Here is a 13,864-nt window from a genome sequence, read left to right as displayed (position 1 = left end):
AGAATAGATATAATTAATAGTCCAGATGTTTCCATTTAAAACAAGTATTCAATTCGATAGAAAAAGTAATCAGGCACTGTACCTTCAATTGTCCAATCAAATTATTCAATTGATTAAATGCCAAAAGTTGGCGCCCAATACCAGACTTCCTGGAAGCAGAACATTGGCAGAGCAATTACATGTGCACAGGAAAACAATCGTGGCTTGTTATGAAGAGTTATTGCTCCAGGGTTGGATTGAGAGTATTCCAAAAAAGGGAACGTATGTACATCGTAATTTACCGGTGCTACATCAGCAAAAATTAAATGATGATGAAGTATTTGGTGTAATTAATAATGCTGATTTTTCTTTTTATAAAAGTAGTATCCTACCAAAAATACCCACCGAAAAGCGGGAGGACTTTATGTACCTGAATGATGGTATTTCAGATACAAGATTAACTCCCATTGATGAAATTGCAAGGACGTATAGAACTGTTTCATCCAAAAAAAAGATATACGAACATTTGTCCTATGGTTCTACATATGGTAATGAGACCCTACGAAATGTATTGGTTGAATATTTGAATTCAACCAGGGGGCTGAACATTAACAAGGAAAATGTACTGATTACTCGTGGCAGCCAAATGGGAATATGGTTGTCGGCAAAACTATTGCTTCAAAAAGAAGATGTTATCGTGGTCGGTAATAACAATTATGTGTCTGCTGATTTCACTTTTTTAAACCAGCAAGCAAAATTGGAACGCGTTTCGGTAGATAAAAATGGACTTGTAACCGACGATATTGAAAAACTATGTAAGCGGCACCAGATTAAAGCGGTATATGTGACCTCCCATCATCACCATCCAACCACGGTAACGCTTTCTGCGAAAAGAAGAATCCACCTTTTAAACCTTGCACAGCAATATAATTTTGCGATTATTGAAGATGATTACGATTATGATTTTAATTACAATCATGCTCCAATTCTTCCATTGGCAAGTCACGACACGAATGGAAACGTAGTTTACATTGGTTCTGTATGTAAAACCGTCGCACCAGTGTTTAGGGTTGGGTATTTAATCGCTTCAAAAGAGTTTGTGGATGAAGCCGCTAAATTAAGAGGTTATGTGGATAGGCAAGGTGATGCGCTTTTAGAATTGACCTTCGCAAACTTTATAAAGTCTGGCGATTTGGATAGGCACATTCGTAAAGTGATGAAAATTTACCAGCAACGACGTGATCTGTTCTGTAAACTTTTAAACGATGAATTCGATGGTGTTTTTCAGTTTGAAATACCAAAAGGTGGTATGGCGGTTTGGATAAAGTTGCACCCGGATTACTCTTGGGATACCATTTCCGAGGCGGCAAGAAAACACAAATTGGAAATTGGAGATTGGCGGCAGTATGATGCAGCCAAATTAGGCCACAATGCAATTAGAATTGGTTTTGCTACGTATAACGAGGAAGAAATTTATGAATTAATAAAGAGGTTAAAGCATGCAATTAAGAGTACGCTGTAAAAAGGTAAAGAATCCCTTTAGCGGAATGGGAGAGTGGGGAGGTATATTTATGGCTTCGCCAAACCTTTTAATTTTTCAAAAACAACCACCTTGTACATAGCGCTCACAGGCACCTTTTTATCTTCAAGCAATAAATGGGTCCGGGTAGCTTTGGTAATCCTGTCCAAATTGACAATATAGGATTTATGCGTACGATGAAAATTTTCTGGCAATAGGGTAGTGATATTAATAAGTGTCTCGGAGATAAGATACATTCTGGTATCTGTAAAAATTTTCAAATAATTCCCGAAACTTTGAATGTAGCGTATTGATTTCAACGGAACGGTAATCGGTAATCCATCATGTTTTATACGAAGTTCTTCTTGTTTCTTATTCGCTTTGGGTTCTGCAATTGTCGAAGTTGAAACTTTGTTTACTGCCTGTAAAAAGCGTTCAAGTTTTATAGGTTTCAATAAGTAATCAACCACCCCAAAGTCATAGCTTTCCAAGGCATACTCGGAATATGCCGTTGTTAATATCACTTTAGGCGATTGAATCATAGAACGCAAAATTCCCATGCCATTGAGTTCCGGCATTTCAATATCCAAAAAAACGAGATCGATTTTATGTTGCTGAATAAAATTCACGAAATCGATTGGGTTCCCGGTACTTAGGACCAATTCAAAGTTGTTTATTTTAGAACAATACTCTTCCAGCACTTCCCGGGCTAACTGTTCATCATCAACAATGGCAATTTTCATCATTCCAACTATTCAGTTATGTCAATGGTTAAATTTACATGATATGCAGCCTCCATATCATTGATCTTTAATACATGGGCATTCGGATATAATAAATTCAGCCGCCGCTGCACATTTTCGAGTCCCGTTCCCATTCTTGTCGAATTTGGTGCTACATTATGTTTTGAATTCACAACATGAACATGAAGCCTGGAATTTTTTATGGAAACATTCACTTCAATTGTGCTCTGTGCATTGGTGGCCTGAGCCCCATGTTTAACTGCATTTTCAACAAACGGTATGAGTAGCATTGGCGCTATTTTATAATTTGATGACTCTCCTTCAATTGAAAATTCAATGGCGCACCGTTTGCTCAACCGTTTTTCTTCAAGCAATAAATAATTTTCTATAAACTCCAGCTCTTCTTTCAGCGAAACAAAGTCCTTTTTAGCACTTTCCAATTGATATCTCATTAATTCCGAAAGTTGCATGACAACCTCTGGAGTTTCCTTGGATTGCTGCCTCGAAAGGGCATAAATGCTATTCAATGAATTAAATAAAAAGTGTGGATTTACCTGTTCCTTTAGGTAGTTCAATTCCAGATCTCTTTGTAATTTTTCTTTTTCATTGTTTTCTCTTTGGACGCGCATGCTTCTTCGCAAAAAGAAAGCTGCCATACCAGTACCTGTAGTGTAAATAAGAAAAGAGGACATTTTAGTAATGCCGATCCAGTTGAATTTTGGATATATTTTTATGCTGACACCAAGAAATATGGCTACAATAAGCAGGAATCCGTATAAAACATATTTTTTCTTATCAAAAAGATATGGGATAAGGATAAAATGATTTATCCATATAACTGTCATAATACTTATAGTATAACTAAGTCCCCATAAATAAAAGGAATAAAGCGAGTCATATTTATCTATGTGCATCCATCCACCCAATAGCTCAAGGGTGAGCACCAATACAAAGGCACCCAGGTTGATGAGGATGGTATTCTTCAAAGACTTTTGCAGCATAAACTCTTACAGTTAAGGACAAAAGTACCACGTTCAAACACAAACCTTCATAATTTCTTGCAAAACGCCTATATCAATGATGAAGTGATTTCATCATTTAATCGCTAGGCTTGTCCTGTTTACAATTTCTGGCAGGGTTTATACGGTAGTTTTATCGTTCAGATATAACAAATAAAACAATGAAAAGCATAACAAAAGGGCTATTAGCACTACTTCTAATACTAACATACAATGCCGTTGCCCAGGAAAATGGCAAAAAAGAAACTGCATCAACAACAAACAGCGCTTCCTTGGTATTACCTCAGATCCAGGTAGTCCCTATTAAAGACACAAAAACTGAAAGGAGCTATGAACTTTATATAGAGTTGCCAGAGGATTATGCTGAGAACCCTAATAAAAAGTATCCTGTGCTTTATTATACAGATGCCGTGTGGCATCGCGAAATGCTGTCCGGTGCTACAGAATTCATGCTGGAAGATATTATCCTGGTTGGAATTTCGTGGCAATTGGATATCAATGAAGACCTGAAAAACGAAAGAGGAGCGCATGTAAGTAGGTTTCGTGATTACTCCATGAGAAAAAGTAGCAACCCTGAAATTCAGAAAAAATATCAATATGGTCAAGCCATTAATCATCTGGATTTTATTCGCAATGATGTCATTACCTATGTTGATAAAACCTACCGCACTGACCCCAACAGCCGTACGTATTTTGGATACTCATTGAGCGGTGAATTTGGTGCCTATATACTAATGTCGCAACCCGATACCTTCAACAATTACATCATTGGTAGTCCAACGGTTAAAGGTGAACTTGATTACTTAACGGAACTTAACACCAAGTTTGGACCTTATGAGTCGTCAAATAAAAACTCCAGTCTAAATGCGAATGTTTTTATTGCATATGGCTCATTGGAAGAAGAGAGAGTGGTTGCACCAATGGAGGCATTTATTAAATTATTAAATGATAGACGGGATGATGGTTTATCCGTATATAAAGAAGTTATTGATGGTAACCACAGTACCGCATTCCCTGCAACGGCGGTTCGCAGTGTGGCCTGGTTGTCATCCTTGATGAATCCTATTTCAAGTCTTGACAATGAGGTCTCATTCTGGTCCATTCCGCACCTAAATATCCCATTTATCAATCAAGAGCCGGAAGATAGGGAAGATGATATAGCGGTAGGTAAGCTCAACCTTTCCGAGGTTAAAAAGAATGCACTAGTACAAGTGTCCCAAGATATTTTTGATGGCAACTATGGTAATTACGATGCGCTACTTATTTCACATAAGAACAAATTGGTATATGAGTCCTATTACAAAAAGGGTCGTGTCAATTTACCGCACGGACAAGCCTCGGCCGTAAAGGGGTATACCAGTTTGGTGTTAGGGAGAGCCATTGAAATGGGGTATTTAAGCATGGACGACCTGGACAAACCTTTGATTCATTTCTTGAAAGACTTGGACCCTACAAAATTCACACAAGGAGCGGAGAAAATCACCCTTCATAAGGCATTGACCATGCAGGGGGGATTGACGATAGACCGCGAAGAATGGAAAGAAGTTGAAAATGATTCTGTTAAACTAAAAGGGCAGGGGCTGGTGCAGACACTGCTTGAACGTAGCGAGCCCATTACCGAAGCGTCCCAGACCTATTTGTACGGAAATTATAACCCCATGATGGTAATGACGGTTATTGACGCCGTAGTGCCTGGAACAGCTGAGGACTTTATTAAAACTGAGTTACTTGATCCTCTAGGTATTACCGATTATAAATGGTCAAAACATGTGAGTGGACTGCCACAAGCGGGATCACGGGCCAGTATTTTGCCTCGGGACATGCTCAAGTTTGGGCATTTGGTGCAAAACAAGGGTAAATTGAACGAGGAGCAGTTCATTTCTGCAGCCTATCTGGAAAAAGCTACCAGCGGTATTGTACGACCTGCAATAGATTGGATGCCCAAGAATTATCTTTACGGCTATTTTTGGTACCATACCCCTGTACAGGTTGGGAACAAAAGCTATGATATGACCTTGGCCTGGGGAGGTGGTGGCCAGCGTGTTATGGTGGTGGAAGAACTTGATCTAACCATTGTCATCTCCGGTCACGACAGGAATGATGACAAGATTATGAAACCCATTTTTGAAACCGTAGTACCGGCATTTGCCAAGGATTAAGATGTTTTCTGGACATATCGCAAATTAAGATTTTAACAACCTCAGACTAGTTCTGGGGTTGTTTTTTTATCATTTGTACATATGTAAGGGTTCTCAATCCGGATTATGGAAAAGTTTATCTGTTTCATAATGTTCTGCGTTATGTAACTTGAGCTTAGGAAAAGCGAAAGTTATTTCCTAACTCCCAGAAAAATTTCTTCTAAAAATTTCTTTTGAAAGGGTAATGGAATGCTTTTTTGCCTAATAACCCAAAGGGTAGGGGCAAAAGTGCATGAAATGGACAAAACCCCCAGAAATTCTAAGGTTTTTCTGCAATAAATTGTCCTCATTGTTCTTTAAATTGTGTCTTCCCCTATAGCCCTAATTCTTGCCCCAACCCAAGCAAGAAGTGTCTGATAAAAAACAACAACAGTCTTCCAAACAATTATATCGGGTAAGTGATTTAATTGCTAAAGGACAAATTGATTTGGATGATTTGGCCAATCTAATTCCAGGGATTCTTCATATCAACTCTAGGAAAGATTTGGCCATTGAATATATTTCCCAGGAAGGATGCGATTTAATTCGATATTCCAAGGAAGAATTACAAGAAATGGGCGCAGAAGTTCTTCGGAAACATCAAAGTGAACATGCGCTAACAGTTATTTATCCCAAAATTCTTTCAGAATTTAGAAAAGGAGATTCAGGATTGGTAATCCCATTTTTCCAAGATTGGCGTCACCAACCAGAAGACAAACCTTTCTATCTTTTTACAGCTTCAAAAATTCTCAACAAAGATCAGTTGATTTCAATAACACTCTTTCCTAAGAATATTGAGCAACTTTGTCGAAAAGTTAACAAGGTCTTTGGTGTTAACGAAACTTTGGACCGCTACTTTCCATGTTATCAGCAACTCACTAAAAGAGAAAAACAAATCCTTACACTTTTGGGGAAAGAACTTTCCCGTAAACAAATCTCCCAACATTTATTTATTGATACCAAAACAGTTAAAAAGCATTGTGAAAATATCTTTCGGAAATTAGGCACTAATAAACGTACAGAAATTGAACGCATTGCCTTGGCCTTTACCACACTTTAAAAATAGGCCAAATGGCGTATTGATTACCTGGAACTCAACGCATAATTTGTATCACAATTAAAGCAATTGTATAAATCATTAATTTTTAAATCATGGCAGAATTAACATTTGAAGAAGTAAACCAACAAATCGAAAACTTGAATCTAGACCAACTGCAACAGGAAGCTAATGCAGAAGCATTGGATATTAGCTCAAAAATTTGTGGGATTTGGAACAAAGTAGGAGTCATAATAAAGTTGATAGCTAAGATTCCTTTATTGCCGAAAAAATGGCGTAAAGCCTTAAACATTCTTATTGAAACATTGGATTCTTTATGTTCCTAATTCATAGCCTGTATGAAAGAGTTAATATATCATGAGTTGAATGTAAAAAGTGAGTCGATTGATGAAACTGAAATCATGCTGGAATATTGGATTGAATCTGAAGAGGAATTGGCTGATTATTCAAGATGTGGAATAGACCAACGACAAAAAGTAGTAGGAACGAATATGCTACCCTACAATGCTATTTGTAAGCTATATACTAAAGGTAAAAATGGAAAAACATACGTTGGAAGTGGTTGGTTAGTATCTGGCACAAAGCTTTATACGGCAGGACATTGTGTGTTTAGTAAAAAAAGTGGTGGTTGGAAAGAAAAAATTATTGTTATTCCTGGAAAATCCGGTCTTTTGGAACCCTATGGACGTTTCGAAGCTGTTAGTGTTTGTGCCACTAAGGGGTGGATTGACAACGGATCAGCTAGGTATGATATGGGCGCAATCAAATTAAATGCACCGGTACCACTAGATGAATTCTTAAAACCGGTAATTGATGATTCGGATGATGGAGAAGTTTGTGGCTATCCCGCAGATAGAGACAGAGGTATGTTCCAATACAAAATGAGGGAAAGTTTAACTAAGAAGGGTGGGAGATTTTATTACGAAATAGATACTTATGGTGGACAAAGTGGATGTCCTCTACTTAAAAACAGGTCAGAAGGTATAGGAATTCATAATTACGGGGGTTGCCCAAATAAGTCATCTGATCTTTATGAAGAGTTTATTCAAGAAGTTGCTAATTGGTAATTTAGGCAATACTCGCCATATTAGCTTCTTTAGTGAAAGTAAATTTATCGATAAACTTTTTGAAAAAGCTTTTTTCAGACTGGGTAAAAGGATTGGTAATGTGTAAAGTTGGAGGCTAGGCTACCCACCTTTTACATCATTTATATAAATCTCCATAACCGCCTCTTTAAGTTCCATTAAAACATGGCAACAATTTTGTCTTTCCAAATCTGAAAAGGTATCCCAAGAAAGAAAGTGAAGCATAAAAATGGTTTTGTCCAAACTTTGGGTAAAGTGAAGTAATTCGCCTTCGTGGCATTCTTGGATATAAGAGAGTAGGGGATGTAGGTCAGTTACTTTTAAGCTCATTTCAGGACAATTTTATTTGTTTTTCACATACTAATACCGGAAAAAACTATATAAATATAGGTTTTTATTGCAAAAATGAAAATTAATTTCATGCTTTATAATTATATTAATATAGTTTAAAACAATATTTTTATCGTTTTGAAACCTGTCATAGAAAATTTCCTATTGTCAAAAGTCTTGATTATACCTAGCTTTAGGCTATGCCTGAGCGAATAAATAGAATAAAAGAAGTACTTGTTATAAAAGGAGTGAGCCAAAAAGAATTGGCGGTTAAAATGGAACGAAATCCAAATACTATTACTTCAATTTGCAACAACAAATCTCAACCACATCTGAAAGATCTCAAAAGAATTGCTCAAATTCTGGATGTAGATATTCGTGAGCTTTTGGTGTCCACTAAACAATAGTATTTTACTACATTTTTTATTTTTTTACTGGATTCACGTAATTTATTACGTGTTAAAATTATTTTTATATTTAGGATTCCCCCTCAACCTCCTTATTAATTGTTTAATTAGGTAATTCTTGTATGGCTAAAAAGATTAGCGAAATTGATTGGTTTAAATTATTAAGAGTTGATGGTGAAAGTTTTTTACGATGGTTTGGACTGGTTGATGAAAAAAAATCAGTAATGCTTATGTCAAATTTTATTGTTTAAAATTTGACAATACTTCGCCAAACTATAAAGGCTTTATTAAATATCTCCTTACCCAAGTACAAAATTATGTTTTTGAAGAATTTGAAATTACTGAAATTCTTGAGGACGGTGATTCTCCTCAAGAAAAAGCACTAAGTTATTTTGGAGACAAAGACCCTTTGAGAGACGGGAGATATGGAGAACTTATACTCTATCTTTTTGTTGAAGCAATTCTTGGAGCCCCCTTAGTTGTTCATAAAATTGGACATACATATAATGATAATGATGAGATAAAAGGGTCCGATGGACTCTTCATTGGCAGCAAAGATGGGAAATCTACCCTTTTTCTTGGAGAGTCTAAAATGAGAGGGAGTTTTAGCGTTTGTGTAAGCGATGCTTTGGACTCAATATCCAGATATATTAATAACCCTAAAGCTGTTGACAGAGAACTCAGAGTAGCAAAGAAACACTTAAGTCGAGATCTAAATAACTTAGATGAAGAATCTCTAGATTTAATCTATCAGAGTTTAAGAACAAAGCAACCTGAGTTCAAAGAATATGATATATGCTATCCCGCATTTTTGATGTACAAAGAGGGTAAAGTGGAAAGAATGATTAATGATAATTTGCCTGATATTGAGAATGAGGTGAATAACTTTCTTTCAAGAATAGGCGAAAGAAGAACAAAATATATAGAATCTTCGCTATCCCAAACCAATAATACAACCTTGGAGTTCTTTTTGATGCCTGTAATTAATGTCAATAATTTTAGAGAGTTGTGTTATGAAGTTTTTCATAACGGTAAAAAATTCCCTAGAAACATTTAACAATGTCAAATAAGACTATCAATTCGGCTAGGGAGCACCCAGTTTTTAAAAAGGTTCTGGGAGAATTAATATCCAACAGATTTTATAAGGAGGTAGAACTTGAAGATAACAAACAGCCTATAAAAACAGAGGAAGTAGAAAAAGCAATATGGCTTGCAAGTATAATCTCATCCAGTAATGATGAAGATGATAAATACATTAGTTCTGTTTTTGGAATTTTACTTTTTCTTGAATATGACAGCAAAGATTATTTAAAAGCAGCTTACATAATACTTTCTCGTTCGGGCAACTTAATTTCTTCTAGATTTTTTAAAAGATTGATAGATATAAGTCCAAAAGATGGATATTTCAGATTCAAAGAACATTTCGGAGCAACTTTAGACTATGAACTAGGCGCTAAATTGGCTACTAATGAAATAAAAGTTTCTGAAAATGAATTAATTATTGCTTCAGATTATCAAAAATATCTTTGGAATGTTCTAACAAAAACAAGAGAAAATATAGCTATTTCCGCTCCAACCTCCGCAGGAAAATCTTATATAATACAGAATTATATTTCAGAATTCTTTTCCGAAGAGAATACTGCTTTCGTTCTTTATGTTGTTCCTACCAGAGCACTTATATCTCAGGTTTCGGAGGATTTCAAAAGAGTATTGGGTGACGATGTTTCAATTAATACTGCATTCATAGAAAAAGAAGGGGAAGAAATTGAACAATTTAGCGATAAGGAAATCTTCATACTTACCCCTGAAAGGACATTAAAGTTGATTCAGGAATCCTATGAAACTCCGATAGAGCCAGATATAGTATTTATAGATGAAGTTCAAAATATTGAAAATGAAAGTAGTAGGGGATTTCTTTTAGAATTTTTATTAAATGAAATAGAGGCTCTATGGCCAAAATCCAGAAAAATTATAGCCGGACCCTTCTTGGATAATCCACACGAATTGTTCGAGCTAATATTTAATGAGGAGAGTAGAAATCTTAAGACTGTATTTTCACCAGTATTCCAGTTAAAGGCCATACTCCGTTCAAATTCGGAAAACGATAATTCAATTGTTGCCAAAATTTTCTTTCAAGGGATTCAAATTAATGAGTTATTAATCGATGTTGATTTTGATTTTAGAAGGTTAATCGCCTCCGGAAAACTGCAGACTTTGACGAAAATAGTTCCGCTTTTTGGTAAAAGAAGTAAAAACATAATTTATTTTCCAAGAACTGATTGGGCCGAAAATTTTGCGTTAAAGCTAGCAACCGAAATATCCAACAATGACTCAAGAAGTGAGCTTAATCAAGAAATTAATGATCTTATAGAATTAATTAAAGAGGAAATACACCCAGAATATTACTTGATTGATAGTTTAAAAACAAGAACAGCTTTCCATCATGGAAAAATACCAGAAATAATTAGAGGTGAATTGGAGTATCTGTTTGCTAGTGGAAATTTGAACAACATCGCTTGTACTTCGACCTTAATGGAAGGAATAAATTTACCTGCTGAAAAAGTCTTTATCCCAATAGCGAAGAAAGAAAATATTGAATTAAGCTCTTTTGAATTTGGAAATATCGTAGGTAGAGCGGGAAGAATAAAAGATTCGTTAATCGGAACGGTTCTATGCTTAGAGAAAATTAACGAAGACTGGGCAGAGGAGCAATTTGCCACCAAACCTGAGAAGGACATTATTCCAGCTATTAATAAGATATTGAATCATCCTTTGGGAGATATTATTGATGGAATTAACCAACCTGTTGATGAGGCAATAAGAGAATTGGAATATGCTACCTGTTTCCTAAAACACAAATTTTTAAAGGGTGAAATGTCCCTTGAAAATTACTTACAAAGTAAGAATCTAAATGAAGAGAATGCTATTGCAATTGTTGACACACTTTCAACCAAACTTGAGGGAATAAACATCCCGTACGACTTACTCAAACTAAACCCTAGTATTGATCCTGAATATCAAAACATCCTTTTTAATGAAATTAAGAACAATGGAATTGAAGATTGGGTTTTTTATGAAAACGAAAATTTACATAGAGTATGGAGAAGAGAAATTCGCGAACAAAAAGAGCATAAAGAAACTAACTTGTTTGGACAGCTTGAAAACATATTATTCCGATTAAACGATCTATTTAATTTCAGAAGCGAGGCATATTTTAAACATGGAATTTCAAGATCTGTCAGACATATTGTTTTCTATGCTGTACTATGGCTACAGAACAAGAGCATGAGGGAATTAATTAATAGGGAGTTAGATTTCGACTCTAGGGTAAGGGGAGTCTTGGATTTAAATGACAAAAATAAGGTCAACGGTAAAATTAATGAAGTAATAAAAGTTTATTCCACAATAATTAGCTTTGTGCTTGTCAAATATTTGAAATTACTAGCGGATATTTTGGAATTCGTTATGGATGAAAACCAAAAGGAAGAATTCAAATTAAGTTTATCAATGCCAACCATGCTCGAATTGGGAACTTACAATGCATTGGTACTATTCTTAATTTCTAAAGGAATATCCAGATCTATCGCAATCAAATTGTATAAATTGATTCCAGAAGACGAAGAGAACCCCCTAGATTGGTTATCAAAACAAGAGTCAATAGAAGGTTTAGGAAATGCTTATAATAGATATCTTCAAAGGAAGGGATACTTGCAAAAAGACTTAAAACAAATGTAGCCCGAAGAAAATGCGGGCCGGCGAGGGCGTGAATTTGTGGCTTACACGGCAGCGCCATTGCCCTGGGCTTTGTGTTGGGCGCTTAGCGCGCAGATAGCGAAGCTATTAAGACACAAAGGGAGCGTGGAAGCATATTTTCTTCTTGATTTTTTGTTTCTTTTTTACGTGCCTTCGCAAAGCTTCGGCGACGCAAGGTCAAGAAAAAAGAAAGGAGACAACAACCCAAATATAGCTTCTATTTTACATAATATTTAAAGTGCTAAGGAAAAATAGCCGAATCGGAGGAGCATGTTAGCAAGTGCTAAGAATTTTGCTCACAGAGAAAATTTTAGCTTTTGCGACAAGCTGACGAAAAGTCCATGAAATTTTTCTTATCCAAATCTTCAATTAAACCAAAGGTTTCAATAAGAACGAAAAGTTGAGCTTTTAATGGCGCTGGCCAAGTGGCTGAGAATTGCGTATAAAAATAAATGCAAGGGCATTTACTTTTTATGAAAGCAATATGTTGTTGGCCGAGCGGCTATTTTACATAGCGACAAATTATGGTACAAATGATAGATAGCCCGTGCGCAGCACACCGCTTAAAATAGTTTAATGACCCTGTTGTAAGTTTTAATCGATTCTCAAAGCCTGAGGGATATTTTACATAATAGAATTATAGCTATCAAATGGATAAACGGCTAAGAAACCAAAACAATACATTTGTACTATAATTATGATTATGTCAAATAGAATATTTCAGAATCCGCTTTACCTCGTTTTTCTCCTACTTCAAATACCTCCCGAACCAAGCAAATAATTCCCCAAAATACTCATCCCGTACTTCCTTTAAGGAATGTGTGCCGTTAACGAACTTAACCAGTTTATAGGGCACTTTATGTTTGCTAAGCTCTTTGGCAAAATCCAAAGTGTATTCTGGTGGTATGGATCCGTCATTTTCACCTTGTAAAATAAGTATCGGAACCGTTTTGGGCAGTTCATGCACCCAATATATGGGTGACCTTCTTTCCAGGACTGCCTTCTTGTTCACATTGTAATTGGGAATAAATTCAGACCACCATTCATCCAATTCTGGATCATCAATGGCTGTTCTGGATATATCCGTTGAAGGACCTCCAATGGCCATGGCCTTGAATTTGTCCGTTCGCTTTAAGGTCAAAAACGAAGTCATGCTGCCTCTGCTCCATCCAAACATCCCCAATCGGGTGGTATCTGCCTTAGGTTCGGCCGCCAACAAGGGTATCAAGTTTAAAACATCATTGATATCCCGGCCTCCATATTCCTCTTGCCCTTCACTCCCGCCATTGCCTCTATATTGACTTGCGGCTATAACATACCCTCCATGGGCCAATCTAGCCAACTCCCCCAATCCTATCGAGGACACATAGTGGGTCAAAGTGCCAAAATCAAGACTACCTCCCCTATTGTAAATAATGGCAGGGTATTTTCCGGCCTTTTTAGGTTGCAACAAGAACCCCTTAACCCGTAAACTATCGCTCCAATAGGTAATCCCTTGAACATCTACTTGGTCAAAATACGCAAAGCGACTTGCGTCCAACTTTATACTGTCCCTTGCCCTTGCTTCTGTATTTTGGATATAGGTTAAAAGCTGGTCAAAATTCTTTAACTCAATTCGTTCAACAATAGCACCATCTGTCTGCGAAAATGCCGCTAGACACAACAATTGAACTGTTAAAATTTTGAAATTCCGTAACATAAAAACAGATTTTACGGGGGAATTACAATTTGAAAGCCTTAAATGTATCCTAGTCAAAGATAAAATACATCTTAATTTGTGCCATTGGTAGTTATG

At 36.3% G+C, this 13,864-nt stretch carries 12 protein-coding genes; 8 read left to right on the top strand and 4 right to left on the bottom strand.

What is annotated here, in order from left to right:
- The first annotated feature begins 25 nt into the window (after positions 1–25).
- Positions 26–1,501: a MocR-like pyridoxine biosynthesis transcription factor PdxR gene (gene pdxR / locus M3P07_RS05695; protein WP_249968930.1), complete on the top strand. Its 1,476-nt coding sequence runs from the start codon at positions 26–28 to the stop codon at positions 1,499–1,501.
- Positions 1,502–1,548: 47 nt separating this feature from the next.
- On the opposite strand, the gene M3P07_RS05690 is transcribed toward pdxR, so the two are convergent.
- Together M3P07_RS05690 and M3P07_RS05685 are read right to left on the bottom strand one after the other, a co-directional pair.
- The gene (locus M3P07_RS05690; protein WP_249968929.1) at positions 1,549–2,244 is read right to left on the bottom strand and encodes a LytR/AlgR family response regulator transcription factor; all 696 of its coding nucleotides are present in this window, start codon (positions 2,242–2,244) and stop codon (positions 1,549–1,551) included.
- A 5-nt stretch (positions 2,245–2,249) separates the two neighbouring features.
- The gene (locus M3P07_RS05685) at positions 2,250–3,086 is read right to left on the bottom strand and encodes a sensor histidine kinase (RefSeq protein WP_249968928.1); all 837 of its coding nucleotides are present in this window, start codon (positions 3,084–3,086) and stop codon (positions 2,250–2,252) included.
- Positions 3,087–3,421: 335 nt separating this feature from the next.
- Between M3P07_RS05685 and M3P07_RS05680 the strand changes: the two genes are divergently transcribed.
- The 4 genes from M3P07_RS05680 (at position 3,422) to M3P07_RS05665 (ending at position 7,561) form a co-directional block, all read left to right on the top strand.
- Positions 3,422–5,419, top strand: coding sequence for a serine hydrolase (locus M3P07_RS05680; protein ID WP_249968927.1), 1,998 nt, complete (start codon positions 3,422–3,424; stop codon positions 5,417–5,419).
- A gap of 388 nt (positions 5,420–5,807) precedes the next feature.
- Positions 5,808–6,497 (top strand): response regulator transcription factor, encoded by a 690-nt coding sequence (locus M3P07_RS05675; protein WP_249968926.1) that lies wholly within the window; start codon positions 5,808–5,810, stop codon positions 6,495–6,497.
- Positions 6,498–6,589: 92 nt separating this feature from the next.
- The gene (locus M3P07_RS05670; RefSeq protein WP_249968925.1) at positions 6,590–6,820 is read left to right on the top strand and encodes a hypothetical protein; all 231 of its coding nucleotides are present in this window, start codon (positions 6,590–6,592) and stop codon (positions 6,818–6,820) included.
- A gap of 12 nt (positions 6,821–6,832) precedes the next feature.
- Positions 6,833–7,561 (top strand): trypsin-like serine peptidase, encoded by a 729-nt coding sequence (locus tag M3P07_RS05665; RefSeq protein WP_249968924.1) that lies wholly within the window; start codon positions 6,833–6,835, stop codon positions 7,559–7,561.
- A 120-nt stretch (positions 7,562–7,681) separates the two neighbouring features.
- On the opposite strand, the gene M3P07_RS05660 is transcribed toward M3P07_RS05665, so the two are convergent.
- Positions 7,682–7,909 carry a hypothetical protein gene (locus M3P07_RS05660; RefSeq protein ID WP_249968923.1) on the bottom strand — a complete coding sequence of 76 codons (228 nt, stop codon included), beginning with the start codon at positions 7,907–7,909 and terminating at the stop codon, positions 7,682–7,684.
- A 200-nt stretch (positions 7,910–8,109) separates the two neighbouring features.
- Here M3P07_RS05660 and M3P07_RS05655 point away from each other — a divergent pair, with 200 nt between their 5' ends.
- The 3 genes from M3P07_RS05655 to M3P07_RS05645 all read left to right on the top strand — a co-directional run bounded on the left by M3P07_RS05655 (position 8,110) and on the right by M3P07_RS05645 (position 12,051).
- Positions 8,110–8,316 (top strand): helix-turn-helix transcriptional regulator, encoded by a 207-nt coding sequence (locus tag M3P07_RS05655; RefSeq protein WP_249968922.1) that lies wholly within the window; start codon positions 8,110–8,112, stop codon positions 8,314–8,316.
- 217 nt (positions 8,317–8,533) lie between these two features.
- The gene (locus M3P07_RS05650) at positions 8,534–9,373 is read left to right on the top strand and encodes a HamA C-terminal domain-containing protein (protein WP_319946567.1); all 840 of its coding nucleotides are present in this window, start codon (positions 8,534–8,536) and stop codon (positions 9,371–9,373) included.
- Between the two features lie 2 nt (positions 9,374–9,375).
- Entirely contained in the window at positions 9,376–12,051 is a 2,676-nt protein-coding gene (locus M3P07_RS05645) for a DEAD/DEAH box helicase (protein ID WP_249968921.1), read from the top strand.
- A 766-nt stretch (positions 12,052–12,817) separates the two neighbouring features.
- On the opposite strand, the gene M3P07_RS05640 is transcribed toward M3P07_RS05645, so the two are convergent.
- A complete protein-coding gene (locus M3P07_RS05640) occupies positions 12,818–13,768 on the bottom strand; it encodes an alpha/beta hydrolase family protein (protein WP_249968920.1) in 951 nt (316 codons plus the stop codon).
- Positions 13,769–13,864 lie beyond the last annotated feature (96 nt).

Source organism: Flagellimonas myxillae, from assembly GCF_023502235.1.
Taxonomy (GTDB): domain Bacteria; phylum Bacteroidota; class Bacteroidia; order Flavobacteriales; family Flavobacteriaceae; genus Flagellimonas; species Flagellimonas myxillae.
Note: the sequence above shows the minus strand (reverse complement) of the source record. Positions and strands in the feature narration are given on the sequence as shown.

Excerpts from the sequence above, each read along its gene's own strand:
- pdxR (WP_249968930.1), top strand. The coding sequence starts at position 26 with ATGTTTCCATTTAAAACAAGTATTCAATTCGATAGAAAAAGTAATCAG.
- M3P07_RS05690 (WP_249968929.1), bottom strand. The coding sequence starts at position 2,244 with ATGATGAAAATTGCCATTGTTGATGATGAACAGTTAGCCCGGGAAGTG.
- M3P07_RS05685 (WP_249968928.1), bottom strand. The coding sequence starts at position 3,086 with ATGACAGTTATATGGATAAATCATTTTATCCTTATCCCATATCTTTTT.
- M3P07_RS05680 (WP_249968927.1), top strand. The coding sequence starts at position 3,422 with ATGAAAAGCATAACAAAAGGGCTATTAGCACTACTTCTAATACTAACA.
- M3P07_RS05670 (WP_249968925.1), top strand. The coding sequence starts at position 6,590 with ATGGCAGAATTAACATTTGAAGAAGTAAACCAACAAATCGAAAACTTG.
- M3P07_RS05665 (WP_249968924.1), top strand. The coding sequence starts at position 6,833 with ATGAAAGAGTTAATATATCATGAGTTGAATGTAAAAAGTGAGTCGATT.
- M3P07_RS05660 (WP_249968923.1), bottom strand. The coding sequence starts at position 7,909 with ATGAGCTTAAAAGTAACTGACCTACATCCCCTACTCTCTTATATCCAA.
- M3P07_RS05655 (WP_249968922.1), top strand. The coding sequence starts at position 8,110 with ATGCCTGAGCGAATAAATAGAATAAAAGAAGTACTTGTTATAAAAGGA.
- M3P07_RS05645 (WP_249968921.1), top strand. The coding sequence starts at position 9,376 with ATGTCAAATAAGACTATCAATTCGGCTAGGGAGCACCCAGTTTTTAAA.
- M3P07_RS05640 (WP_249968920.1), bottom strand. The coding sequence starts at position 13,768 with ATGTTACGGAATTTCAAAATTTTAACAGTTCAATTGTTGTGTCTAGCG.